General features: G+C 63.3%; 28 protein-coding genes and 2 pseudogenes. 15 read left to right on the top strand and 15 right to left on the bottom strand.

Annotated features, from left to right (window positions below; genetic code table 11):
• Window positions 1-70: 70 nt before the first annotated feature.
• From NKI54_RS05360 to NKI54_RS05345, 4 genes are all read left to right on the top strand, one after another.
• Entirely contained in the window at window positions 71-529 is a 459-nt protein-coding gene (locus NKI54_RS05360; protein WP_352569172.1) for a GNAT family N-acetyltransferase, read from the top strand.
• A gap of 331 nt (window positions 530-860) precedes the next feature.
• Window positions 861-2,102: a DNA polymerase IV gene (dinB, locus tag NKI54_RS05355; protein ID WP_352690821.1), complete on the top strand. Its 1,242-nt coding sequence runs from the start codon at window positions 861-863 to the stop codon at window positions 2,100-2,102.
• Window positions 2,103-2,270: 168 nt separating this feature from the next.
• The gene (locus tag NKI54_RS05350; RefSeq protein WP_352690820.1) at window positions 2,271-2,915 is read left to right on the top strand and encodes a hypothetical protein; all 645 of its coding nucleotides are present in this window, start codon (window positions 2,271-2,273) and stop codon (window positions 2,913-2,915) included.
• Window positions 2,916-3,508: 593 nt separating this feature from the next.
• Entirely contained in the window at window positions 3,509-4,666 is a 1,158-nt protein-coding gene (locus tag NKI54_RS05345; RefSeq protein WP_352690819.1) for a sulfite oxidase, read from the top strand.
• A gap of 188 nt (window positions 4,667-4,854) precedes the next feature.
• Here the strand turns inward: NKI54_RS05345 and NKI54_RS05340 are convergent, their stop codons facing one another.
• Window positions 4,855-5,730, bottom strand: coding sequence for a sigma-70 family RNA polymerase sigma factor (locus NKI54_RS05340; RefSeq protein WP_352690818.1), 876 nt, complete (start codon window positions 5,728-5,730; stop codon window positions 4,855-4,857).
• Window positions 5,731-5,774: 44 nt separating this feature from the next.
• Window positions 5,775-6,086, bottom strand: coding sequence for a hypothetical protein (locus NKI54_RS05335; protein WP_352690817.1), 312 nt, complete (start codon window positions 6,084-6,086; stop codon window positions 5,775-5,777).
• Window positions 6,087-6,230: 144 nt separating this feature from the next.
• Here NKI54_RS05335 and NKI54_RS05330 point away from each other — a divergent pair, with 144 nt between their 5' ends.
• Together NKI54_RS05330 and NKI54_RS05325 are read left to right on the top strand one after the other, a co-directional pair.
• Window positions 6,231-6,596 carry a VOC family protein gene (locus tag NKI54_RS05330; protein WP_352690815.1) on the top strand — a complete coding sequence of 122 codons (366 nt, stop codon included), beginning with the start codon at window positions 6,231-6,233 and terminating at the stop codon, window positions 6,594-6,596.
• Between the two features lie 230 nt (window positions 6,597-6,826).
• Window positions 6,827-7,051 carry a hypothetical protein gene (locus NKI54_RS05325; protein ID WP_352690814.1) on the top strand — a complete coding sequence of 75 codons (225 nt, stop codon included), beginning with the start codon at window positions 6,827-6,829 and terminating at the stop codon, window positions 7,049-7,051.
• Between the two features lie 24 nt (window positions 7,052-7,075).
• Here NKI54_RS05325 and NKI54_RS05320 read toward each other — a convergent pair whose 3' ends face one another.
• From NKI54_RS05320 to NKI54_RS05290, 7 genes are all read right to left on the bottom strand, one after another.
• Entirely contained in the window at window positions 7,076-8,299 is a 1,224-nt protein-coding gene (locus NKI54_RS05320; protein WP_352690813.1) for an MFS transporter, read from the bottom strand.
• Entirely contained in the window at window positions 8,296-9,672 is a 1,377-nt protein-coding gene (locus tag NKI54_RS05315; protein WP_502898201.1) for an FAD-dependent oxidoreductase, read from the bottom strand. Before NKI54_RS05315 ends, NKI54_RS05320 begins: the two co-directional genes overlap by 4 nt.
• Window positions 9,673-9,722: 50 nt before the next feature.
• Window positions 9,723-10,055 carry an ArsR/SmtB family transcription factor gene (locus NKI54_RS05310; RefSeq protein WP_352490030.1) on the bottom strand — a complete coding sequence of 111 codons (333 nt, stop codon included), beginning with the start codon at window positions 10,053-10,055 and terminating at the stop codon, window positions 9,723-9,725.
• A 69-nt stretch (window positions 10,056-10,124) separates the two neighbouring features.
• Window positions 10,125-10,547 (bottom strand): arsenate reductase (glutaredoxin), encoded by a 423-nt coding sequence (gene arsC / locus NKI54_RS05305; RefSeq protein ID WP_352690811.1) that lies wholly within the window; start codon window positions 10,545-10,547, stop codon window positions 10,125-10,127.
• On the bottom strand, window positions 10,544-11,236 hold the full coding sequence (locus NKI54_RS05300; protein WP_352690810.1) for an aquaporin: 693 nt from the start codon (window positions 11,234-11,236) through the stop codon (window positions 10,544-10,546). The genes arsC and NKI54_RS05300 overlap by 4 nt, the downstream gene beginning before the upstream one ends.
• 4 nt (window positions 11,237-11,240) lie before the next feature.
• Window positions 11,241-11,573, bottom strand: a complete 333-nt coding sequence (locus NKI54_RS05295) for an ArsR/SmtB family transcription factor (protein WP_352490024.1) — start codon at window positions 11,571-11,573, stop codon at window positions 11,241-11,243.
• Between the two features lie 373 nt (window positions 11,574-11,946).
• A complete protein-coding gene (locus NKI54_RS05290) occupies window positions 11,947-12,570 on the bottom strand; it encodes an NAD(P)H-dependent oxidoreductase (protein ID WP_352636065.1) in 624 nt (207 codons plus the stop codon).
• 264 nt (window positions 12,571-12,834) lie between these two features.
• Between NKI54_RS05290 and NKI54_RS05285 the strand changes: the two genes are divergently transcribed.
• A complete protein-coding gene (locus tag NKI54_RS05285; RefSeq protein ID WP_352636063.1) occupies window positions 12,835-13,578 on the top strand; it encodes an SDR family oxidoreductase in 744 nt (247 codons plus the stop codon).
• Between the two features lie 46 nt (window positions 13,579-13,624).
• Here NKI54_RS05285 and NKI54_RS05280 read toward each other — a convergent pair whose 3' ends face one another.
• Window positions 13,625-14,215: a DUF922 domain-containing Zn-dependent protease gene (locus NKI54_RS05280; protein WP_352569159.1), complete on the bottom strand. Its 591-nt coding sequence runs from the start codon at window positions 14,213-14,215 to the stop codon at window positions 13,625-13,627.
• 115 nt (window positions 14,216-14,330) lie between these two features.
• Here NKI54_RS05280 and NKI54_RS05275 point away from each other — a divergent pair, with 115 nt between their 5' ends.
• A complete protein-coding gene (locus NKI54_RS05275) occupies window positions 14,331-15,095 on the top strand; it encodes a pseudouridine synthase (RefSeq protein WP_352569158.1) in 765 nt (254 codons plus the stop codon).
• Window positions 15,096-15,249: 154 nt separating this feature from the next.
• Here NKI54_RS05275 and NKI54_RS05270 read toward each other — a convergent pair whose 3' ends face one another.
• The 3 genes from NKI54_RS05270 to NKI54_RS05260 are packed head-to-tail and all read right to left on the bottom strand — an operon-like array spanning window position 15,250 to window position 17,807.
• On the bottom strand, window positions 15,250-15,969 hold the full coding sequence (locus NKI54_RS05270) for a hypothetical protein (RefSeq protein WP_352636060.1): 720 nt from the start codon (window positions 15,967-15,969) through the stop codon (window positions 15,250-15,252).
• A 10-nt stretch (window positions 15,970-15,979) separates the two neighbouring features.
• Complete coding sequence (locus NKI54_RS05265) at window positions 15,980-17,308, bottom strand: tetratricopeptide repeat protein (RefSeq protein ID WP_023680353.1); 1,329 nt, start codon at window positions 17,306-17,308, stop codon at window positions 15,980-15,982.
• Window positions 17,298-17,807, bottom strand: a complete 510-nt coding sequence (locus NKI54_RS05260; protein ID WP_245274855.1) for a hypothetical protein — start codon at window positions 17,805-17,807, stop codon at window positions 17,298-17,300. The genes NKI54_RS05265 and NKI54_RS05260 overlap by 11 nt, the downstream gene beginning before the upstream one ends.
• 140 nt (window positions 17,808-17,947) lie before the next feature.
• Here NKI54_RS05260 and NKI54_RS05255 point away from each other — a divergent pair.
• The 4 genes and pseudogenes from NKI54_RS05255 to NKI54_RS05240 all read left to right on the top strand — a co-directional run.
• Window positions 17,948-18,142 (top strand): annotated as a pseudogene (locus NKI54_RS05255) (pseudouridine synthase); the annotation flags it as partial.
• 146 nt (window positions 18,143-18,288) lie between these two features.
• Window positions 18,289-18,636: an antitoxin Xre/MbcA/ParS toxin-binding domain-containing protein gene (locus tag NKI54_RS05250; protein ID WP_023680350.1), complete on the top strand. Its 348-nt coding sequence runs from the start codon at window positions 18,289-18,291 to the stop codon at window positions 18,634-18,636.
• Window positions 18,637-19,278 (top strand): RES family NAD+ phosphorylase, encoded by a 642-nt coding sequence (locus NKI54_RS05245; RefSeq protein WP_352636057.1) that lies wholly within the window; start codon window positions 18,637-18,639, stop codon window positions 19,276-19,278.
• Between the two features lie 23 nt (window positions 19,279-19,301).
• Window positions 19,302-19,583 (top strand): hypothetical protein, encoded by a 282-nt coding sequence (locus tag NKI54_RS05240; RefSeq protein ID WP_352636055.1) that lies wholly within the window; start codon window positions 19,302-19,304, stop codon window positions 19,581-19,583.
• A gap of 73 nt (window positions 19,584-19,656) precedes the next feature.
• Here NKI54_RS05240 and NKI54_RS05235 read toward each other — a convergent pair.
• Window positions 19,657-19,762 (bottom strand): annotated as a pseudogene (locus NKI54_RS05235) (HAD family hydrolase); the annotation flags it as partial.
• A gap of 108 nt (window positions 19,763-19,870) precedes the next feature.
• Here NKI54_RS05235 and NKI54_RS05230 point away from each other — a divergent pair.
• Together NKI54_RS05230 and NKI54_RS05225 are read left to right on the top strand one after the other, a co-directional pair.
• Window positions 19,871-21,262 carry an NfeD family protein gene (locus tag NKI54_RS05230; protein WP_352636053.1) on the top strand — a complete coding sequence of 464 codons (1,392 nt, stop codon included), beginning with the start codon at window positions 19,871-19,873 and terminating at the stop codon, window positions 21,260-21,262.
• Entirely contained in the window at window positions 21,259-22,029 is a 771-nt protein-coding gene (locus NKI54_RS05225; protein WP_023680344.1) for a slipin family protein, read from the top strand. Before NKI54_RS05230 ends, NKI54_RS05225 begins: the two co-directional genes overlap by 4 nt.
• A 38-nt stretch (window positions 22,030-22,067) precedes the next feature.
• Here NKI54_RS05225 and NKI54_RS05220 read toward each other — a convergent pair whose 3' ends face one another.
• Window positions 22,068-22,997 (bottom strand): LysR family transcriptional regulator, encoded by a 930-nt coding sequence (locus NKI54_RS05220; protein ID WP_352636051.1) that lies wholly within the window; start codon window positions 22,995-22,997, stop codon window positions 22,068-22,070.
• A 106-nt stretch (window positions 22,998-23,103) separates the two neighbouring features.
• On the opposite strand from NKI54_RS05220, the gene NKI54_RS05215 reads away from it, so the two are divergent.
• The gene (locus NKI54_RS05215) at window positions 23,104-24,114 is read left to right on the top strand and encodes a zinc-dependent alcohol dehydrogenase family protein (RefSeq protein ID WP_352636049.1); all 1,011 of its coding nucleotides are present in this window, start codon (window positions 23,104-23,106) and stop codon (window positions 24,112-24,114) included.
• Window positions 24,115-24,287 lie beyond the last annotated feature (173 nt).

Below are 24,287 nucleotides of genomic sequence, written 5' to 3'. Positions count from 1 at the left end.
CGCGCGGGCCTCCCTTGCAAGTCAAAACGGATATTGCGATCGCTGACACCGCGCCGTATGTCTCCGCGCGATGAGCGAGATCGAATTCCGTCGCGCGCAGGCGCCCGACCTGCCGGCGATCGTTGCAATGCTTGCCGACGATGTGCTCGGCGCAGACCGGGAAGACCCGTCCACGCCGCTTGCGCCATCCTATCTCGATGCCTTTAGCGCAATCGATACCGATCCCAACCAGTTGCTGGCCGTCGCCGTCAACGCCGGGCAAGTGGTCGGAACGCTGCAGCTCAGCTTCCTTCCAGGCATTTCGAGAAAAGGCGCCTGGCGCGGCCAGATCGAAGGCGTTCGCGTCGCCCGGCAATGGCGCTCGCGCGGCCTCGGCAAGCTGATGATCGAATGGGCGATTGAAACATGCCGTTCGCGCAATTGCAGCTTCGTCCAGCTCACCACGGACAAAGGTCGACGGGAGGCGCACGCTTTTTACGAGCGCCTCGGCTTCACCGCCAGTCATCTCGGCTACAAGATGGCGCTGTAGCGCTCGGCTGATTGCCGAAGTCGGCGCTGCCCCTCATCCGCCTGCCGGCACCTTCTCCCCGTATAGCGACGGGGAGAAGGGGCTGTCCGCAAACTCGGCACTTTCCTGCAACGTTAGTGATTGGCGAAGCCATCGACGAAAGCGTCCTTCTCCCCGTCACTATACGGGGAGAAGTGCCCGGCAGGGCGATGAGGGGCGGCGCCAACCTGAAGCGATTGCCCCTTCACCTGTCGTCCGCGCTGCTTGACAATCCACCCATAATGTTCTCTTTATGTTCTCATCAAAACTCGAGACAATGCGGCGTTCGAACCGCCGCGGGCGAACGGGCCGGATGGAAGCCAACATCCTCCACGCGGATCTGGATGCCTTCTATGCCTCGGTCGAACAGTTGCTCGACCCGGCCTTGCGCGGCAAGCCGATTGCCGTCGGCGGCGGGGTAGTGCTTGCCGCATCCTATGAAGCCAAGGCGTTCGGCGTGCGCGGCGGTATGCCGGGACGGCGGGCGCGGGAACTCTGCCCGCAACTCATCTTCGTCGGCGGCCATTTCAAGGACTATCAGCGGCTGGGCGATGCGGCAATCAAGGTGCTCGGCGATTTCACGCCGGTGGTCGAGCGGATTTCAATCGACGAGGCCTTTGCCGACGTCGCCGGCTGCACCCATTTGTTCGGCTCGCCGGCCGAGATCGCCGGCAAGATCCGCCGCCGCGTGCGGGCCGAGCTCGGCCTGCCGATCTCGGTCGGCGTAGCCCGCACCAAGCATCTGGCCAAGATCGCGTCACAGGTCGCAAAACCGGACGGGCTGGTGATGGTCGATCCGCGCCGCGAGCTGGAGTTCCTGCACCACCTGCCGGTCGAGCTGATGTGGGGCGTCGGCCCGGTCACCAGGCAGCGGCTGGCCGGCATCGGCGTCAACACCATCGGCGAGCTGGCGAAGACCAATGGTGGGGCGCTTGAGCGCCTGCTCGGGCCGGCGGCGGGAGAGAAACTCAACGCGCTGGCGTGGAACCGCGATCCGCGCAAGCTCGAGACGCAGCGCCGGGCGCGCTCGGCGGGTGCGCAGTCGGCGCTTGGCCGAAAACCGGCCGAGGAGCAGGTCTTCGTGCCCGCTTTGCTGCATCTGGCCGACAGGGTCGCCACAAGATTGCGGGCGAAATCCCGGCCCGGCCGCACGGTGACGGTTCGCGTCCGCTTTGCCGATTTGCGCTCGGTGACGCGCTCGATCACGCTCGACCAGCCGATTTCGGCAACCGCCATGCTGGCCGAGATCGCCGAGGCGCTGGTGCGCAAGGTGCTCATCGACCATCCGCACGAAAAGACAATCTCGCTGCTGGCGATCGCCGTATCGCATCTGGAGCAGCATGCCGGCCTGCAACTGGAACTGCCGCTCGGGCTTGACGACGACCGCCGCCGCCCCGGCACCAGCAAGGGCGCGGCGCGCTGGACCGCGGATCGCGCCGTCGACAAGATCCGCGACCGCTTCGGCTGGGAGGCGGTCGGCTACGCCTCCGTCGCGCTCGGGCTACAGCGGTCGGTTCCCGACGCATTTCGCGAGCTGGCCGAGAAGGAACTGTGAGCCTCGATTACACTTTGGTTGCCAAGTCGCCGGAATGACGTTGAAGGCTGCGCCGTTGTGAATTTATCTTGGGACCAGTTGGTCGTGCACCGGTTTGGGTATCAGCCAGACAGGGTAGCACCCGCTCGCAAATCCTTCCGCCTTCACCTCGAACGACAGGAGATCGGCATGGGACAGAACGCCGGATATTTCGCGCTCATCGTTGCCGGACTGGTGACCAACGCAACGACGCTGGCCAAGCCGCTCACCCCGGACCGGGCGATTCCATCCCTGGGCGATATCAACTCGCCGCTGGCCAGCCCGCTATTCAAGCAGGTCAAGGCTGGGCCGCTGGAGATAAAGCTTGAGGAAACCACGCTTGCCGATGTCGAAAAAGCCTTCGGCGGAGCGATGCACGATGAAGGTGACGCCGGAGATTCACGCCACTGGCTTTGCTATGCCGGCCCCGACGCCGGCGGATCGCCGTCGATCTTCTGGTTCGTATCCGGCGAGATGGGTGGCTCCGACCACGGTGTCCTGTCCGTCGCCCTGCAGCCGAACCCGGAAGGCAAGGTGCCGGAAGGATGCGCCGGCGCGCCTGCCAGCCTGACAGCTATTGAACTCGACACGCCCGGCGTCGGAGCGCCGCTGAGCGACGTGGCCGCGAAATTTGGCGCCGCCAAGCCCGATCGTTACGGCCATTTCGGCTTCGCCGCCTCTTATCCTGCTTCGTCTCCCGACCAGAAGGACGCCACGGTCACGCAGACGCTCACCTACACAGCCGGGAACGGCAGGATAACCGGCGTGGCGGTGACGCAAGTCACCACCAATTAGGGTGTCCCCGCTCGGTCGGCGAATGGTTCACGTGTGAATGATCTGCCGCGCCCAAGCCAGGCGGCCTGGTTGCTGGCCACCTCGTTATGCAGATTGGTTCTGATGTGCCGCCCGGGCCCGCCCTCCACCTGCAAATGCGACATTCGAGGCGGCCCTGGTCGTCAGACCAAAAGCGTTGCGCCGCCCCAAGCGATCAGGGCGGTGCCGGCCGCACGGCCAACCCACGGGCCGGCAGGAAACACCGGTTCGACGAGAACCCGCGAAGGTCCGGAAATGACCCAGAAGCGGGCGTTCGGCAGCGATCCGAGCAGCAACGATTTTGGCAGGACCGGAAATCGGAATGGAATGCTGCAATCATCATCGTGTCCCGTCCAAGTTGTGGACAGTTCCTTCTCAAAGGCGCACTCTTAGCATGCGAAACGCGAGCTAGCGTTTCGTGCAACGCTTCACATGCTTGACTTGCGTCGGTGATTATCTGACCCACCCGGACACTTCCGGGTGGGCAGACCTCACATTGTGTCGCCTATCCGTGATCAGGCTACGGCCTAAGGCACGTTGCAGCCCGTTTCCGGATCAACTGGGAGGTAAACAACATGCCTGATTTTCAGCGCAGAGAACTTCTTGTTCAAGGAAGCGCGGCTCTTGCCGCAATTGCTGCTCTCTATACCTCGCGCCGGGCTTACGCTTTTCCAACACGGCCGAACGAGGAAGTTATTCGATGGCTGGATCAGCCGACCGAAAATCCCGATCCGGTGGGTATCCAGAAGCAGCTTGTCTGGGAGGATTTGGATAGCTGGATAACGCCAAACGACAAGTTCTTCAGCATCTCGCATTTCAACCGACCAACGATCGACGAGAAGACATGGTCGATGGAAATCGGAGGCCTGGTCAAGAAGCCCCTGGAGCTAACGCTCGCCGACATCAGGGCGCGACCGCGGCAGGAGGTCGTTTTCACAGTGGAATGCTCGGGCAATCACGGGTTTCCCTTTTTCACCGGCGGCATCGGCAATGCTCGCTGGGCAGGAACGCCGCTCGCCCCGATCCTTGAGGAAGCCGGCGTTCTGGAGAAGGGCATCGAGGTCGTCTTTTTCGGTACCGACACAGGCGAGATCCCGATACGCGACGTCAAGATGCAGCAGAACTTCGCTCGTAGCATGTCGCTCGCCGACGCGATGAACCCCGACAATCTCCTCTGCTATGAAATGAATGGAGCCGCCTTGCCAGCGCCCAATGGCTTCCCGGTACGGCTCATTGCGCCAGGCTGGTACGGGATCGCCAACGTCAAGTGGCTAAAGCGCATCGAGGTTCGCGATACGCGGTTCATGAGCCTTCTGATGGCCCGTGACTATGTCACCATCCGGGAGGAGGACCACAACGGTGAGACCGTATGGGCCGAGACGTCAGTCGGGCGAGCGCTGATAAAGTCCGCGCCTGCGAAGGTTACCCGGAAAGACTCAGATTACCGCATCGTTGGAGCAGCCTGGGGGGCGCCGATCGACCGGGTCGAAGTGCAAATCGATCAAGGGCCTTGGGCACCAGCGACCATTGACCACAGTGAGGAGGCAGAACACGCTTGGAAAATCTGGTCCCTGGCTTGGGCAAATCCCTCTCCTGGAGAACACACCGTAACCTCGCGCGCGGTCAGCACCACGGGACAAATTCAACCGGCGATGGACGATCCCTTGATAGCCAAGAAACACACATACTGGGAGAGCAATGGCCAGGTGACGCGCCGCGTGCGTATCGGCTAGAGGATTTTGCCGCCAAATGGAGTCATTTGGCGTCCGCATAAATGCGGCAAAACAGATAGTTAGAGCGAGTTACCGGTTCCAAGAGAACCGGAACCGCTCTAAGAACTTGCTGCCATGTGGCAATTGCGTTTGGGTCACCCAGGAGGAGGCTGCCTGATCGCCATTTCGCACTATTTCCAGCGCTCTCCTCACCCCTCCACGGCCCTGATCTCCGCGTCGACCAGGCACCAGGGCGCATAGCGGAAATCGCGGATCTGGATGACCTGATCGTCCCTCCATTCGACCAGCATGAAGCCGCGCACGGCGCCGTAGGCCGCCTGCGGGTCGCGGATGAGGATCGCCGGCCGGCCGTCGACGAAGCCGAGCGACAATGTCCAGTCGCTGATACGGTCGTAATTGCCGAAATAGGTCGAAACCTCGGTCTTGCCGCGCAGGCGGACGCGGTTGACGACGTCGAGCCGCACGTCCTCGGCGATCAGTGCCCTGACCGCGTCGAAGTCGCGCGCGTTGAACAGGTCGACATAGCGCCGCAGCCGGCGCTCGTCATCGGCGTCGAGCCTCGGCGCAAGCGCCTGTTCGGGCTGCAGCGCCAGCAGCTTGAGCTGCGCCCGCCCGCGATGCAGCGCGGCTTTGGTGGCGGCGAGCGTCGTGCCGGTCACCTCGCAGGTCTCATGCAGGCTGAGGCCGAGCACGTCGACCAGGATCACGGCGCTGCGCTGCGGCACCGAAAGCTGCATGAAGGAGCGCAGGCCGGTCTGGGCGGCGAGCCGGCTGTCGGCGCTGCCGGAGGGATCCTCGATGACGCTCATGTCGGCCTCGGTCATGCGCGACCTTTCCCGATTGCGCCGCCGCAGATGATCCTGCGCGGCATTGTGGGCGATGCGAAACAGCCATTGCTCCGGCCGTTCGACGATCGCACCGCCGTCGATCGCCTGCAGCGCCTTGATCAGCACCTCCTGGACGATGTCCTCGCCGTCGATCACCGAGCCGGCCATACGCGCGCAGTAGCGATGCAGCCTTGGCCGCAACCCGACGAGCATCGCCTCCAAAATCGCCCTGTTCATTTTCGGCGTAGCGTCCCCTTTCTGCGCGAGCGGCACGGCAGGCGCTACCCGGCTTTCTGATCCGCCAGCATACGGTAATTGCCGATGACTTTGACAGGCGATCGCAATGCCGGGGTCGAACGGCGCTCGGCGTGGTTTTCCGTAAACGCCTTGAAGGCCGCAAGCCCGGTCAGCGCCGACGAATCGCCGTCCTGGCCGACGATATGGACGAACGAGCCGTCGTCCAGCTCGAGCACGAGATAACGCACCGTCGGCGGTGCCGCCTCGCCCAGCGCTTCAAATACTTTTTCGACCAGCACGCGGTTATCTTCCAGGTCGGCTTGCTTCACACCGTATCGAATGAGCGCGTAGTTCATCATCGTCTCCTGACTGGTTGGTATGAACGAAGGACGACCGGCTGCGCTGAAAAGATTCTCCGTGCCGAAGAATCTTTTCGGTTGCCCGCATCGTCTTTCCCGCGTGGGCGGCTGCGCGGCAGCCATCAAGCAGGAGAGACGATCATGCATATCCAGTTTGCCGAGCTTCCGGTGTTCGAGCAGGACCGCGCCAAGGCGTTCTACACCAGGCATCTCGCCTGCCAGGTCATGGCCGACCAGAAGATGGGTGATGGCGGCTGGCGCTGGATCGAGCTGGCATTTCCGCATGCCGTGACGAACCTGCATTTTGTCAGGCGCGCCGACGACGCACCCGGCGCGGAGCCGGTATTGGTGCTGGTCGACGAAAATGTCGGAGCAATGATCGCGGCGCTGAAGAAGGGCGGCGTCGAGATCATCACTGAAGCGCATGAGGCGCCGTGGCAGCCGGGGCGCACGGTGGCGGAGTTTCGCGACAGCGAAGGCAACCGCATGGTCCTCGCCAGCCGATAAGGCACCGGAGCCCTCTGTCCGGCGGGGCGTCGTACCTAAGTCCTACCTCCGGCCGGACCATCGGCCGTACTTCCTTCGTATTATTATTTCGTGACCTCTGCGCGCCGGAACCTTCCCTTGCATCGGGCGTTCGGGCGCTGTATCGCGATGCCTCATATTTAGGCAGGCGGAGGAAATACGAATAAGGGCGGGTGGCAAAACAAACATGGGCCGGGGAGGAGCATCTTACCATGTCGAACCGTAAAATCGGAATGTCCCACAGTTTGGGGCTGCGCGTCGCTGACCTCAAATCCAGAATGCAAAGTGCCCAGATTACCGAGCATGAGATCAAGACGTTTCAAAAGGTTGCCGCCATTATGGGCGGCGCCACAGGCTCACTGCGCCTCGATGCGGACGATCTGATCGCCGCGTCTTTCCTTGTCGATCCCTTGGAAGATCTCCCGCTCTCCAGTTGAAGGCGCTGAACGCAGGTCGAAATCCTATCGGGTTTGAACCTGCGATTGCCGCCGGCGGAGCATCCGCCAGCCCAAGCCGCATGCGAGGATGACGTTGGCCAGCGCTAGACCAGAAAGCGCGGCCAACGTCCCGTGCGGGCCGAAGCGCTCCAGCAGCAATGCTCCGGCCGAGGGTGCCGCCGCCTGGGCGATCAGGCTCGGCATGGCGAGGCGGCCCATCAGTCTCGCGTAGCCGTTCGAGCCGAACAGCGCGAGCGGCAGCGTTCCCCGGGCGATGGATTCGAGGCCGATGCCCGCGCCGTAGAAGCCGAGCGCCAGCGGGATGATCGGCATGCCGGCCCAGAGCGTCGAAACGCCGATCGCCACAAACGTAACCGAGGCAAACTTGGTGAAAATCGGATGGTGGTAGCGCGCGATCATCATCTCGATCGCGCGGGCCGCCACCTGTGATGGACCAACCAGCACGCCGAGCCCGACGGCTGCGGCAAGCGCCATGCCGCTGCCTTGCAGGATTGTGAGCAGATGCACCGATAGTGTCGACGAGATCACCGCTGCGAGTGTCAGGGTCGCGGCCAGAACGATCACGATCGACGGATCGGCTTGGTTGTCGAGAATGGGTGCCGCCTTCTTCACTCCCGGTTTGACTGCCGGTTGCGGCGGCTCCCGGGGCAGGATCACCAGATAGAGCGGAAGCGCAATCACCAGCTGAAAGGCGGCGTAAACCAGGCAGGTGCCGCGCCAGCCGACCTCCCCCAGCAGCAAGGCTGAGATCGGCCAGCAGATGGTGCTCGCAAGGCCGCCGAACAGCGTCAGCATGGTGATGGCGGAGCGCGCGCCGTGGCCGTAGTGGCGGCCAAGCGTTGCGAAAGCGGCATCGTAGAGCCCCGCTCCCATGCCCAGGCCGATGACCAGCCAAGCCGCGATATAGGCCGCAAGATTAGGGGCAAGAGCCAGCCCGATCTGGCCGAGCCCGATGCATCCGGCGCTGAACGCCAGGACATTGCGGCCGCCATGCCGCTCGATCGACGACCCGACGCGCGGAGAGATCAATCCGGCCACAAGCAAGCCAAGAGACAGGCCGCCGACAACCCATGCCAGCGGCCAGCCGGTATCGGAGGAGACTGCCGGCGCGATGACCGCGGGAAGATAGTAGGAAGAACCCCACGCCATGATCTGCGTCAGGCCAAGCGCGGTGATGATCGCGCCGCGGCTGCGCAGGATGGCCGGCGAAGGCGGCGAAAGACTCATGCCGCGACGCTGCAGCCACAGCCGCCTTTGCCGACCGCCTTCGCCTTGGCGTCGGCGACACAGCACGCATCCACCGCTGCCGGCGCCGGACCGCCGCAGCACCCCTTGTCGGCCACGCCGATCCGCGGCACCGTGCAGACGCCGGTCTCGGGCAGCACGAGCTGGACATTGTCGGCCGCCACCATGTCTCCGGCGATCGCCGCCGCGACCGAGCGGACCTGCTCATAACCGGTCAGCAGCAGGAAGGTCGGCGCGCGGCCATAGCTCTTGATGCCGACTGTGTAGAACCCTTCCTCTGGATGGCTGAGCTCACGGTGGCCGTGCGGCGGCACGTCGCCGCAGGAGTGCTCGTTGGGATCGATCAACGGTCCCAGTGCCTTGACGCTTTCCAGCCATGGATCGAGCTCGAGCCGAAGCTCACGGGTCAGCGACAGATCCGGGCGTTGTCCGGTCGCGGCGATGATGCGGTCGACCGGGCCAAGCGCCTGCAAACCGTCCCTGGTCTGGCCTTCGACGACCAGCCGGCCGTTGGCATCGCGGATCGAAACAGCCGCAAAGCCCGTCACCAGCCTGACGCCGCCGCTCTCGGCGAGTTCGCGCACTTCGGCGCCGAGTTCGCCGCGTGCCGGCAATTGGTCGGCATCACCGCCACCGTAGATGCGCACCAGGTCGGTGCCGCGCGTTGTCCAGATGAAAGCGGTGCCGGCCTCCACATTTGCCAGGCTGGCGAGATCCAGCACCGCATTGGCGGCCGAATGGCCGGAGCCGGCGACCAGCGTCGTATTGCCGGCATAAAGGCTGCGGTCGCGGCCGAGAATATCGGGGATGCCGTAGGCGATGCGGTCGGCAAATTCGGCCTCGCCTTCTGCAGGAATTCCGCCGGCGACGAGCGGGTTCGGCATCTGCCAGGTTCCCGAAGCATCGATGACGGCACGTGCGCTGTCGCGTCTTGTACCATCGGCAGTCTCGACCGCCAGCATGAACGGCCGGTTCTCGCGTTCCTTGCTCGAGACCTTGTCGGCGCCCCAGCGCGAAATGCCGACGACCCGGGCGCCGGTTTCGATCGACGGCGACAATTGCGGAAGCGTTGCCAGCGGCTCGAGATAATCCGCGACGAGGTCGTCCGCGGTTGGGAATGCCTCGGGCTCAGGCATCCGCCAGCCATGCGCCTCGAGCAGGTTTCTGGCCGCCTGATCGACGCAATAGCGCCAGGGCGTGAACACACGGACATGGCCCCAATCCCTGAGATTGGATGCAACCGCATTGCCGGCTTCGTAGACTTTGACAGGAATGCCCCGCGCGATCAGGTGGACCGCTGCCGCCAGACCGACCGGCCCGGCGCCGATCACCGCAACGGGGAGTTTTTCGATCATCTCCATGTCTTCCATCCTTCCGGTAATTTCGAATTATAATGGCAAAAAAATCATGCCGCCGTTTTGGCGGCCGCTTCCGCCGATGCCGGCGCACAGGTGGCGTCGGCGCAGCATTCGTCTGCGAGGTATCCGATGAGCCCGTTCATGGCGGGATAGTTGGCCCGGCAGATCAGCGTCGTCGCCTGGCGCTCCTGTGTCACCAGGCCGGTGTCGACCAGCCGCTTGAGGTGATGCGACAGCGTCGAGGCAGCGATGCCCAATCTGTCCTGGATACGCCCGACCGGCAGCCCCTCATCGCCCGCCCGCACCAGCGTCCGATAGAGCTGCAACCGCGTCGGGCTGCCGAGGGCTTCAAGTTGCGAGGCTGCTTTTTCGAGTTTCATGGAAATAAGCTATTTCCAGAATCGCTGCACGTCAAGCAAATTTCGACAAAAATCGAAATAGGCCGATATCTAGACGACGCGCTTGCCGCTGGCGTCGATGACCACCTCGCCGTCCTCCTTGGTGAACGGTCCGATATCCGGATTGGGCAGGATATCGAGCACGGCTTCGGAGGGTCGGGCGAGCATGGTGCCGAGCGGCGTCACCACGATCGGCCGGTTGATCAGGATCGGATGCGCCAGCATGAAATCGAGGATCTCGTCGTCGCTCCACTGCGGGTCGCCCAGGCCAAGTTCGGCATAGGGCGTGCCCTTTTCGCGCAGCAATTGGCGCGGCGTCATGCCCGTCGCTGCGATCAGCTCGACGAGCTTTTCGCGCGACGGCGGATTTTTCAGATATTCGACCACCTCAGGCTCCTCGCCGGACTGCCTGATCATGGCCAGTGTGTTGCGCGAGGTGCCGCAATCGGGGTTGTGATAGATGGTGATGGTCATTGCGCAGCTTTCATCTGTCCGGCTGGTTTCGGTTGGGCGAGCAGCCACCCTGCCAATGCCATGGCGAGCAACGCGCCCAAAAGTTCGGCGCCGATGAAGCCGGGCAGATCGGCGGGGCGGATCCCGGCAAAAGTGTTGGAGAACGCACGGGCGATGGCGACGGCCGGATTGGCGAAGGATGTCGATGCGGTGAACCAGTAGGCGGCGGTGATATAGAGCCCGACCAGCCAGGGGATCGAATCCGGACGGGAACGCAGGCCGGCGAGGATGGTGAAGACCAGCCCGAAGGCGGCGACCAGCTCCGCAATCCATTGCCCGCTTCCGGTCCGCACCGTCGCCGACACTTGCAGGATCGGCAATTCGAACATTGCATGCGCCAGGAATGTTCCAGCGATGCCGCCGGCAATCTGGGCGGCGACGTAAGCCAGCGCTGCGTTCGTTTCGATCTCGCGTCGAAGCGCGAATACCAGCGTCACCGCCGGGTTGAAGTGCGCTCCGGATATCGGCCCGAATATGGTGATGAGCACGACCAGGATCGCCCCGGTCGGCAAGGTGTTGCCGAGCAAGGTGAGTGCGACCTCGTCGGTCAGCTTATCGGCCATGATACCGGAACCGACCACGGTGGCGACCAGAAGAGCCGTGCCGAGGGCCTCGGCAACAAGGCGGCGGGGAAGATTGCCGGAGCTCATCTGGCTAGCAGTTGCAGGTCACGGCCTGGATGACAGGCTGGCAAAGTTCCGGCGCGCCGTTGCAGCAATCCTCCATGAGGTAGGCCAGCAGATCGCGAAAGCCGGTCATATCGGCGAAGTAGCGCACGCTGCGGCCCTCTCGTTCGGTCCGCACCAGGCCGGCATGCGACAGGATCTTGAGATGGGCCGACATCGTATTCGGGAACGCGGCGAGCCGTGAGGCGATCTCGCCCGCAGCCACGCCCTCGGCGCCGGCCCGCACCAAAAGGCGAAAAACGTCCAGCCGGGTCTCCTGGCCGAGCGCGGCAAGTGCCGAAAGGGCGAGCGTCTTGTCCATATTTCCAGATTTCCAGAAATGGGGAATAGAGTCAACGCGCGGTGTCGGTGGCGCAATGCAATCGCTCGAGGTTTGAAGTCGCCCTCTGCTCTGAGCGTTGGCGCTGCCCCTCACCTGCCTGCCGGCACCCTCTCCCCGTATAGTGACGGGGAGAGGGGTGCTCTCGTCGCTGCTTTCGCCAATCGCCAGCATTGCGAGAAGGGCGCCGAGGCCGCGGTCAGCCCCTTCTCCCCGTCCCTATACGGGGAGAAGTGCCCGGCAGGGCGATGAGGGGCGGCGCCGACTTCGATAATTGGCCGTCTCCAACACCAACCTGGCGCAATCGCCTGTCCAAAGCGATTGCCCCGCGCCGGCGACGGCCCACCCCGGCTGATCAGCCAGGCACTGTGGCGGCGACCGCATCAGCGCGACCAAGGCCGGCAGCCGCTTTTCTGACCCGCTGCAGATGCGCCTGACGTCCGGCGGCCGAGACGCTGTCCATCCGGTAGAGCGCCAGGAATTTGGTCCGGCACAGCGGATGGCAGACGGAGCGGAAGCCGCGCAGCAGGGTCCGCCGGCCGGGCTGTCCCATGATCCACGACATCAGCGGCGTGGCGCCACATGTGGTCATTGCCATCACCCGGCGTATGTGCCGCAATTTGGGCCGCGGGCCGCGTCGTTCCGTCGGCATCTCGAAAGCGAAGCCCGGCACCAGCACACGCTCCAGCCAGCCTTTCAGCATCGCCGGAAGGCCATACCACCAGGTCGGATAGATGAAGACGACCGCCTCCGCCCAGAGCAGCTCCTGCGCATGTTCGTGCACCGGTTGCAGGTTCGCCGCCTTGTCGTGGTAACCGCGCCATTCCCGCGTGCGCATGACCGGATCGAAGCCGGTCGCATAAAGGTCGAGCAGGTGGACCTGATGGCCGCTTTCGGCAAGCGTCTCCAGCACCGTGTCGCGCACGGCGCCGTTGAAGCTGTCGGTGCAGGGATGGCAATAAACGACGAGGACCTTCATCTTGCGCTCGGTCGCGAGAGTGCATGCAAGCGCGTCGCATGCAAACAAGCCACCCGCAGACGTAGTCGATCAGCTGTTTTCATGTGAAGCCCCGCAGCCCCGGTATCAAGACGCAACAGCTCCGGTCGCGTCAAGGCCCGTTCGTGCGCAGACGTGGGCTTGCTGGGGCCAAAACCTAACAGTGGATTCGGTTTTCGATCAGCATTGTTCCAGAAAGCCTGCGCCCTAGCTTCACGGCGTGTCCAAAGCGTCAGGAGAGAAAACATGCACGCAGGAAAACTGAGCGGCAAGATCGCCTTGGTGACGGGCGCCTCTTCCGGCATCGGCGAGGCCACCGCCTTGGCGCTGGCGGCCGAGGGCGCCACGCTGGTGATTGCCGCGCGGCGCGCCGAGCGCCTGGACGACCTGGCGAGGCGGATCCGTGAAACCGGCAGCGCGGCACTGCCGATTGCCGTCGACGTCACCGACGAAACGCAAGCCACGGCGATGGTCGAGCGGGTCCAGCAGGAGTACGGCCGGCTCGACATGCTGCTTGCGGTTGCCGGCGTCGGCGTCGCCGCGCCGTTCCGCAACACGACGCCGGAAGAATACCGCCGGATGGTCGACGTCAACATCCTGGGCCTGCTTTATCCGATCCATGCAGCACTGCCGTCGATGCAGCGGCAAAGCGCCGGCCACATCGTCGTGGTCTCGTCCGGCACCGGCCGTTACATCCACCCTTCGGTGGTCTATTCCGGCACCAAGCACGCGGTGAGCGCGATGGCGGAATCGCTGCGTCGCGAGATCGGCAAAGATGGCATCCGCGTCACCTGCATCGAGCCCGGCGCCGTCAAGACCGAGTTCACCCAGAATATGCGCGCCGATGTGCGCCAGGCGGTCGAGCAAAGGCTGGGCGACATGGAGCAGCTGGAAAGCGAGGACATCGCCGCCGCCATCCTTTATGCGGTGAGCCAGCCGCCACGGGTCAACGTCAACATCCTGACGCTCTATCCGACCGAGCAGGCGTGAGGGCCGCAAAGGTGGTACCCTGCGCCGCCCCCGCAGCCCTGCAGCATCATCCGCCGATCATCAGCGTGAACACAAGCTGCCGCAACTTGCCGCCCGGGCCGAATTCGACCCGGTCGAAATCGCGGCTCGCCTGCCGTTGTGCCTGCGAGATTCCGGCGAGCCGTCTCGTCACTTCGATCCTGATCTTGCTGCAGCCACGGTCATCGGCGACGGTCAGGCCAATGGTGGCCGCCTCGATCTTGTGCACCATGTCGACGATGCTGGCGCCGTGCACCTTCTCGTGGGCGGCGAGGCCAGCTGCGAAAACCTCCCAGTTCTTCTGGATTGCGCCCGGCAGCCGCGCGGCCGGCTTCGGCAAGGTGTAGGTGATGATCAGCTTCGGCTGCGCCGACACCAGCACGCAGGCGTCGCCTTGCGGCTGGTAGTCCCTCACCCAGGTCAGCTTGAAATTGGTATGCGCGATGACGCGGCGTTCGCCGAGCAGCGGCCCGCGCCCGCCGATCGAGGCGTAGAGCTCCGGCCCGGATTGCCCTGAGATGGCATAGGTCTCGACCTTCTCGACCGCCTGCCAGCCGGCATGCGCCGGCGATGTCGGCAGGAAGGCGAGCAGCAGGCAAAGGCGAATGGCTGTTTTCATGCAAGTCCTCGCAGCCGCTGCGCACGACTCAAACGATATGCAGTTCCCTTCCGTGGACATAGCCGGCGGCCGGCTATAGTGGGATGCTCGTATACAAGAATCCACAGGCAACATCATGTCGCCGCGACCGAACATTGCCCGGCAACGCCCTGCCCCCCGGGCCCAGCCTCCCGGCGTCAGCCTCTGTCGCGCGCTGTCGAAGCTTGGCCTGTGCTCGCGCAAGCAGGCCGAGCTTCTGGTTGCCGAGGGGCGCGTGCGGGTTGCCGGCAAGATCGTGCGCAACGGCTCGATGCGCGTCGATCCCGGCCGCGACCGCATCGAGGTCGACGGCCGCCGCGTCGCCGCCGAGCGCAAGGTCTATCTGATGCTCAACAAGCCGCGCGGGCTGGTCACCACTCGCGACGACCCGCAGGACCGCGGCACCGTCTATGATTGCCTGGCAGGGCTCGACCTGCCTTTCGTCTCGCCGGTCGGCCGCCTCGACAAGGCCAGCGAAGGCCTGCTGTTGATCACTAACGACACGCGCTTCGCGCAGCGCCTGCTCGATCCCGCCTCGCATGTCGCCAAGACCTATCACGTGCAGATCGGCGCGCTGCCCGACGAGGCCATGCTGGCGCGGTTGCGCGCCGGCGCGACAGTCGACGGCGAATTGCTGACGGCCCGCTCGATCGAATTGCTGCGCGGCGGCACCAGCACCGCCTGGCTGGAGATCGTGCTCGACGAGGGCCGCAACCGCCATATCCGCCGGCTGCTCGCCGCCCACGATGTCGAGGTGCTGCGCCTGGTGCGGGTGGCGATCGGCCAATTGCAGCTCGGGGAGCTTGCCAAAGGCAAGGCACGCCATCTGAGCGCGGAAGAGCTGGCGATGCTTCAGGCCTAGCCGGCTGGCGGCGACTCGATAGTCAGGCAGCTGCCAGTCGAAGCCCACGTGACGCAGCAAGCAGCGCGGGCGGACAAGAGTCGCTTTCGACTCCTGGCGGATATTCCTGACCGACCGCTCACACGGGTTCGACCGATATCAATGTCTATCGGTATTACATTCCGTCAGCACACCACAGATCGCAGCCGGCGGCGTTGATTTCCTGCATAAAAATCTCGAGCGATTCTTGGGCAGGCATGGGAAGCTGGCCAACCAACGGGACAAACAAATCGATCAGGGCCTGGCGATGGTCTGGAGAGATGCTCTGCGCGAGATAGGGACCATCTGCTCTCAGCGATTCAACAAGAACTATCTTGTTTCCCTCCTTCAGAGCCGGGTCAGCCAGAAAAATCGAGGCGCCACGAAACATTTTCTCTATGCCTCCTCGAGCTTTGGCTCCGTTGGGGCGCAACATTTCGGCAGCGTTAGGTTGGTGCGCTAGGAAATCATTGAAAGCTATCTGCGAAGCGGCAGCAGCCCGAATCAAAAGCGCGAATGTCTGCGTAGCTTCATCCTGCAGAGGCAATGAGCTATTTTGGCTATAGAGCGCGAGTAGCGACCGACTTCTGTCCATTACGAAAGACAGTGCTACCAGGTCGCCCTCATCGTATGGCGGCGAACCTATCAAAGCCCCGCCGTCCCAAATCTTGTGCAGTAGATCCCGGTCCGTTGGATCTTCAAGATTTGGCAATTTGCCTTCAATCCGGCGCTGCTGCAAAAGTTCATCCAACTTGGCGAACAAATCCTTCGCATAAGCCGAGCCTGTTGGTGGAACATGGGCGTGAGCCCATGTCGAAAATAGGATGGCAAAAATCGACCACACCAAACGTTTCACGGCCGTTCCTTTACTTGACTACCTTCAGAGGGCGACGGCGTTGTGCAATCAAGGCCAAGCGATAATCGATATTGTCAATCGGAGCGCCACACTCCTTTGCTTCGAGCAGAAATTTGCGAGCCTCCTCGAACCGCAGCAAGCGCTTCTCATACAGAACCGCCAACGCCAACCGATGGCACCAGTCTGCTGGCTCCATTTCAATTGCGTGCAGCAAGGCCTTTTCTGACTCGTCGTACCGGTCTGTCAATTCGCGAAGAAAAATACCGTATTGATTATAGGTCCAAGCTGAAACACCCGAGAGTCCGAACACCTTGTCGAACGCCTTTTGAGCCTCTATGGGCGCGTCTGTTTCGAACGCCATCAGAGCGGCCAGATTCTCCCACACCTTAACATAGTCCGGCTTGAGTTTGATCGCGCGCTGATACGCCTTTTTGGCGTCGGCGAAACGGGCCAGATGATGATGATAAACAAAGCCGAGATTGAACCACGACCATGCGTGCTCCGGATCGATTTCAACGCACCGCAGCGCAAGTTTCTCAGCTTCATGGTAGCGGGCGAACCGGCGACGGAGCAGTCCCGACAACTTCCCTGTCGCCCAGCGGTAGCGTGGATCGATTTCTATTGCCCGGCGATAGGCCTTTTCAGCCGACAAATAGTTGCCGATTTCATCGAGCATTAGCCCAAACGATGCCCAGGCGACGCAGGCATCTTCTGTGGTTGCATCGAGGCGGCATTGCTTGAATGACTGATAGGTGGATTCCGCGATCTCCCACGCCGAGTTCCCAAGGCGGTGTGTGTCGGCAACGCAATCCCAGATGATCGCGTTGCGCGGGTGCGCGGCTATTCCCCGTTGCAAGGCGGCCAAAGCCAGCTGCGGCGTTTCCATTTTGTCGCGCAGGAACAAGGCAAGCAGGATATAGTCCCGCCCGGTGTGCACCTCGCCCTCTGCGCGCGTAACGTTCTCGGCACATAAGTCAGGGAGATTGAGCTTCTTGAACTGCTGAGCGAAGAAAAGGCTCGTCTGCGCGCTACGGTGCGTATCGATTTTCCACCGCTCGTAGAAGGCATGGACGCTCGCTTCGCTCAAAGCCATAGTCGGCCCTTCGGCAACTCCGCAAAACCAGACAAAATTGTCGACAAATCGCCAAAGCTGTTCCCTGTCGGATACAGCATCAATTGCCCGCAAGAGAACCGACACCGCGGTGTCCAGGCTGCTTTCCTCGGCCTCCAGTTCGACAAGCCCTGTCCAGGGATCGAGGTTAGCGGGATCACGCTCTATCTTCGCAACCAACGTCTCGCGCGATTCAAATTGAAATGTAAGGGGTTCATCAGTTGTCATTGTCGGAAGAAGCCTTGGCTTTGCCGCACTGGGCCAGCACCTTGCCGATGGCGGCGGATGAGCCGGCAAGCGGAAAGCTGTTCTCGCCATATTTGCCCGAGGCGACCGTGACCTCGCCCTTGGAGCGCAGCAGGGCCAACAGCGGGTCGGTGCTGCTCAATTCCACGGTGAAGGTGTTGTACATTTCTTCGAGTTGAAGCGTCTTGGTCACCGCCTTGCCGCCGGCCTTGAACGCGAACGAAGCGATGCCGGGTTCCAGTTGCGGACCGCTGTCGCCCAAATCATAGCTCAGCGTCGGCTTGCCGAAACAGGCCAGCGTCAGCTGGGCGCCGCCATTCGATCCGCCGCAGACCGACGCCATCAGCACTTTGCCGCCCTCCTCTTCCTCCAGTTTCGCCGTCCAGCCGCACGGCGCGGCAAACGCCGGCTGCGCCGCTTGCAGGACGACCTGAGCGGCGACGCAACCCGCCACGACGAATTTCGCCAATCCGCTTCGCATGATCTTCCCTTCCCAAGTCATCGAACCATCGTCGGCCACGTGGCATCAAGGACTATACAAAACAAATTGTCCCGTGGCATTACCGGCGACACCAGGGCGCTGTAGCAATTCAGGCGATTGATTTTCGATCGAGTGGAAGCGGCACCAGCACCGCCTGGCTGGAGATCGTGCTCGACGAGGGCCGCAACCGCCACATCCGCCGGCTGCTTGGCGCCTACGATATCGAGGTGCTGCGCCTGGTGCGGGTGGCGATCGGGCAATTGCAGCTCGGCGAGCTTGCCAAAGGCAAGGCACGCCATCTGAGCGCGGAAGAGCTGGCGCTACTTCAGGCCTGAAGTGCTGGCTCCAGGGGCCTTCGCACCGAACGGGTGATTGACATTAACATTCCTGTTTCATATTTTCCTTTTATGAAACCGAAATGCGACAGCGCAATTGAAGGGCTGGTCCGACGCGAAGTGGCTCGGCAGCCGGAGAGAAAAGCATGAGCACGGCGTTGCGGGCGGTTCCCAGATTCCTGGACGAATTGGGCACGTTTGGCGGTCTCAAGGGAACCGACATTGCAAACATCACCGACGTGTCCAAGGCCACGGTTTCGAGGTGGAAGGCCGGCGACATCAAGCCCCAGCCGCGCAGCGAGCTCATTCTATCGGACCTGCACTATATCGTCGGCCGACTGCAGGAATTCTACGAGCCAAGCGATATCCGCACCTGGCTTTACGCTCGCCACCCGCAATTGAACGGTGAAAGGGCGATAGATCTCATTCACGACGACCGCGCCCTCGACGTGCTCAAAGTCATCGACCGGCTTGAGAACGAGGTCTTTCTGTAATTGGCGATCGCCGGGCGGATGAGACGAGACAGTCGGCTCATCGATGCTATCGAGGAAATGGTTCCGGTCGAATACTCCGGGACGGTTTGGCGTGTGGTGCGCCAGGGCCGCAGCCCGATCCAGTGCTCGAGCTCCGGCGGCCGTTGGGACGATGGAACGTTCGACGTGCTCTACACCTCGCAAGAGCGCGAAGGTGCCTTGAGCGAGATGAGATTCCACCTGACGCGGGGGCAGCCAGTGATCCCTTCGCGCGTCAGATACAATCTCTTCGAGATCGATCTTGCTTTGGACCGGACGCTCAGACTGCTCGACCTGGCAGCCTTGCAGACCCTTGGCCTCGACACCGCGCGCTACGGGCAGCTTTCGTATCAGGAAAAGCACGCCGAATATCCGAGGTCGCAAGACATCGGCGAGGCCGCGCATTTCCTCGATTATGACGGTCTGATCGTGCCCAGCGCGCGATATGATTGCCTGAACGTCGTCGCGTTTTGTGATCGGCTGCCGGCCGGAGCGATGAGGATCAGAACCGATCACGGGGAAATTGCCTGGGCAGCGGCGGCCCCGCTGCCATCCATCCCCCGCACGGGTGATGCGGCCAACGGAAGTGGCGCGCTAACATTGCCTCCAAGTGCAGAGGTCTAACGCGCAAGGGAGGATCCATGCGTATGCTCCGACTGATACCGCCGCTGCTGGCGCTGCTGGCCGTCTTGCCATTGAACGCTGAAGCGACCACGAAGAAGTACCCTAAGGGCCACGGCACGAATTGCGCCGAGAAGGACCAGGCGTGCCAGAAGAAATGCCAGGCTGTGCCGATCGACTACAACAGCGTCAAATCCATCCACGGGCGCAACGAATGTCTGAATAATTGCACCATCGGCTACGATCAGTGTCTCGGGGCACCCGCCCGAATCCAGGAACAGACAACCCAGGAGGACGTCGCGCAATAGAAGCCCGCTAGATGGCTCCAATGCGCAAGAGACATAGGTGTGATCGAATGACGGCGACAGCCCGCCGTCGCCTTCATGTGCGGCCGCCGACTTCGTCGACATGGCGCGCGCATGTCCTCTGGATCTTCATAGACGCGAAACGCGCCCGATTGGCGGAGCTCCTCGGTGCCGTAGCCGCCGCCTGAGCAGGCCGACGCCCAGCAGGACCGTGCGATGCGTCACCCGCCGCGCCGCGTCATGGATTTCGGCAAAATCCAGCCCATATTCCTAGATGTGGAGCTTTGAGCGTGAAACTCGCGCGTGCGGTCCTGCTTGCCGCGGCTTTCGTGGCTGTTGCGGCCGTTTGTCCCTCTTCCGCAACCGGAGAGGCGGACGGCCGGGAGAAAATTGTGCTGCGCGTCGAGATAGACGGCGCCATCGGTCCAGCGAGTGCCAGGCAGCTCGAGGAAGCGCTGGCGGTGGCCGCGGACCGAAATGCCCAGGCTCTCATCCTGCAGATGGACACGCCCGGCGGGCTGGTCACCAGCATGCGCGAGATGATCGCGGGCATTCTCGCCTCGCCGGTTCCCGTCATCGGCTATGTCGCGCCCGCCGGCGGGCACGCGGCGAGCGCCGGAACCTACATCCTCTACGCCACCCATCTGGCGGCGATGGCGCCCGGCACCAATCTGGGCGCGGCAACGCCGATCGAGATGGGCGGGCCGCTGCCATCGTTTCCCGGCGGCAAGAACGATGGCCCCGAGGCGGACAAGGACAAGAAGAACGCACCCGCGGGCGATGCGATGATCGCCAAGGCGACGAACGATGCCGTTGCCCTGATCCGCAGCCTGGCTGAATTGCGCGGGCGCAATGCCGAATGGGGAGAAAAGGCCGTGCGCGAGGCGGCCAGCCTGTCGGCCGGCGCGGCACTGCAGCAGCATGTCATCGACTTCGTCGCCCGCGACACCACCGAACTGCTTCAACTGGCCGACGGCCGGACAGTCGAGATCGCCGGCAAAAAAGAGGCAATGGCGACCAAAGGACTGCCGGTCGAAACGCTCGAGCCAGGCTGGCTCATCCGGCTTCTCGCCGTGATCACGGACCCGAACATCGCCGTCATCCTGATGCTGGTCGGCGTTTATGGCCTCGTCTTCGAATTCACGAGCCCGGGCGCGGTCGCGCCCGGCGTGATCGGCACGATTTGCCTTCTGCTCGGACTCTATGCGCTCAATCTCCTGCCGATCAGCTATGCCGGCCTTGCCTTGATGCTGCTTGGCATCATCTTCCTGGTCGTCGAAGCCTTGAACCCGACTGTGGTCCTTGGGCTGGGAGGCGTGGCTGCGTTTCTGCTGGGCGCAGCCATGCTGCTCAGGATCGAGGGGCCCGGCTTCGAGATGTCGTGGGCCGTTATCGGCACCGCCGCCGCCCTGACGCTCGGCCTGGCGCTGCTGACCGGCAGCTATCTGTGGGCGGCCCGCAAGAACGTTCCGCGTGTTGGCGCACAGGCCATGCAGGGGCTGCCGGCGGAGGTCCTCGACTGGCAGGGCAGCGAGGGCCACGTGCTCGCCCGGGGCGAGCGCTGGCGGGCAAAAGCCGACGAACCGCTTGCTGTGGGCGACAGCGTCGAGGTGGCTGATGTCAGGGGTCTGGTGCTGACGATACGGCGCCGCAATGTGAGAAGCGATGGAGCAAGGCAATGATCATCGGTTATGTGGCCTATCTGGCAGCAGCGCTCGTCGTGGTCATGTTCCTATCCGCGGCCATTCGCATCCTGCGGGAATATGAGCGCGGCGTGGTCTTCACGCTCGGCCGCTTCACCGGGGTCAAGGGCCCCGGCCTTATCATCCTCATCCCCTTCGTGCAGCAGATGGTGAAGGTCGACCTGCGAGTGGTGGTCCAGGACGTCCCGCCGCAGGACGTGATCTCGCGCGACAACGTCTCGGTGAAGGTCAACGCGGTGCTGTATTTTCGTATCGTCGACGCCGAGCGGGCGGTGATCCAGGTTGAAGACTTCATGACCGCCACCAACCAGCTGGCACAGACCACGTTGCGCTCGGTGCTCGGCAAGCATGAGCTCGATGAAATGCTGGCCGAACGTGACAAGCTCAACAGCGATATCCAGGAGATTCTCGACCAGCGCACCGATGCCTGGGGCATCAAGGTCTCCGATGTCGAGATCAAGCATGTCGACCTCAACGAGAACATGGTCCGCGCCATCGCCAAGCAGGCCGAGGCGGAACGGCTGCGGCGTGCGAAAGTGATCAATGCCGACGGCGAACAGCAGGCGGCGGCAAAGCTCGTGGAGGCCGGCAAGATGCTGGCCGAAGCACCGCAGGCCATGCAGCTACGCTATTTCGAGGCTCTCCATGACATCGCCGGTGAGCGCTCGTCGACGGTCGTGTTTCCGGTGCCGATGGATCTGCTCGGTCATTTCATCAAGCAGGGTGGTGGAGGCGGAGGCGGCTGAGCGCGTAATCTCCCCCTCAAGGGGGGAGATCAGCACCCTCACCTCCGCCACGGCGGGACCGGCGCAAAGCGTTTGCCGATCCAGTCGGCGAAGGCACGTGTCTTGGCGGCTTGCCCCTTGGCCGAAGGCGTGACGACATAGACGGCGCCTTCGTCGGCAAGCGTCCAGTCCTCCAGCACTGGCACCAGCCGGCCGTCGGCGAGCTCGCGTCCGACCAGCCAATCCGTGCTCATCATCAGTCCGACGCCTTGCACGGCGGCTTCGACCAGCACCTCGGCGTCGTCGGTGACCAGCGGCCCGGAGACCTCGATACTGACGCGGCGACCCGTGCTGTCGGTCATCTCCCAGGCCGGAAAGGTCTGGAAACCCGAGAAGCCCAGGCAGCTGTGTTCCAGCAGCGCCTCTGGCGCAGTCGGCGTGCCCCGGCGGGCGAGGTAGGACGGCGCGGCGCACAGCAGCCGCCGCCGTGTCGCGACCTTGCGCGCCACGAGCCGCGAATCCTGCAGCGCGCCGAGACGGACGGCGACATCGAAATTCTCGGCGACGAGATCGACGAAACGGTTGGAGAACTCGGCCTCGATACGGACGTCGGGAAATTCGGTGAGAAACTGCGGCAGCAGGGGGCCGATCCACATGCGCCCGAACGAGCCGGGCAGCGCCAGCCGCAGCACGCCGCGCGGCCCGCCGCCGGCATGCGCCGACGCGACAGCCTCGGCCTCGTCGACCGCAGCCAGGATGGTGCGGACCCGGACGAGAAATTCCGAACCCGCCTCGGTCAGCGACACGCTTCGTGTCGTCCGGTGCAGCAGGCGCACGCCCAACCGCTCTTCCAGCGAGGCAAGGCGCCGCGACAGGATCGTCGCGTCGCGGCCGATGCGAGCGGCCGCCTTGGTGAAGGAGCGTGCTTCGGCGATTGCCGCGAAGGCGGCCATTTCGGCCAATGCTGCCGGTTCGTGCGATTGCTGCATTATACGCATAACTCAAATGCAAAGAGCAAGGATTACATACCTATAGCGCAGCAGCTAGCTTCACTCAATCCCGGCCCGTCAATCGGCCCATCACCCGGAGTGAGACATGAAAGCGATCGAACTGACTGCCCCGAGACTGGACGCGTTTCGCGCGGCCACCGTTCCCACGCCTGAACCGCAGCGCGGCGAAGTGCTGATTCGCCTGCGCGCCGCAAGCCTCAATTTTGTCGATGTCGCGATAGCGAGCGGCAACTATCCAGGTCCGAGCTTTCCGCTCATTCCCGTCGTCGACGGCGCCGGCGAGATCGTCGGTATCGGCGAGGGCGTGTCGAGGCTCGCCATCAACGACCGCGTCATCGCCCATGCAAAACCGCGCTGGATCGGCGGCCGTCCGCGGCCTTATGAGACCAGAGAGATGCGCGGGCTGACACTGCCCGGCTCGCTCGCCGAATATGTCGCGCTGCCGGCCAATGCCGTTGTGCCGATGCCGGCGCATCTGTCCTTCGAAGCGGCAGCGACGCTGCCGATCGCCGGCACCACCGCGTGGAATGCGCTTCGCGCCGCCGATGCCGGGCCGGGGTCGGTCGTCGTCCTGCTCGGTACCGGCGGTGTCTCGATCCTGACCCTGCAGCTGGCCAAGGCAGCCGGCGCCACGGTCATCATCACCTCGTCGTCGGACGAAAAGCTGGCCCGCGCCAAGGCTTTGGGTGCCGATCACCTCATCAACTACCGCGAAACAACGGACTGGGACGCCAAGGTGCTCGAATTGACCGACGGGCTCGGCGCCGACCTGATCGTCGAAACCGGCGGCGCGGCGACCTTCGCCCGCTCTATCAATGCCGCGGCGCCCGGCGGCACGGTGTTCGCCATCGGCTTCGTCACCGGCGCCGAGGCCACCACGAACCTGCTGCCGATCATCATCAAGGCACTCAAGGTTGTGGGCAACAACACCGGTTCAGTATCCGACCTGCGCGACGCGGCGCGCGCAATCGGCGCCGCCCGTATCGATCCGGTCATCGACACGGTCTACGGCCAGCACCAGGCGACCGAGGCCTACGCCCACATGGCGGCCGGCGGCCGGCATTTCGGCAAGCTCGCGTTCAGTCTGTCGTGGTGAGCCTGAAAAAGGAGCGGCGTTGAAGCTGCCGATCTCCCCCCTCGTGGGGGAGATGTCCGGCAGGACAGAGGTGGCGCTCTCCCTCCAGCCTATCAGGCAATAGCAGTTCGCGCACCGACGTGAGGTTCTCAGCTCATCAAGTTGAACTGAACGCCGGCGATCCTTCACGCCCC

The organism is Mesorhizobium sp. M0663, from assembly GCF_040320585.1.
In the GTDB taxonomy this organism is placed as follows: Bacteria; Pseudomonadota; Alphaproteobacteria; order Rhizobiales; family Rhizobiaceae; genus Mesorhizobium.
Note: the sequence above shows the minus strand (reverse complement) of the source record. Positions and strands in the feature narration are given on the sequence as shown.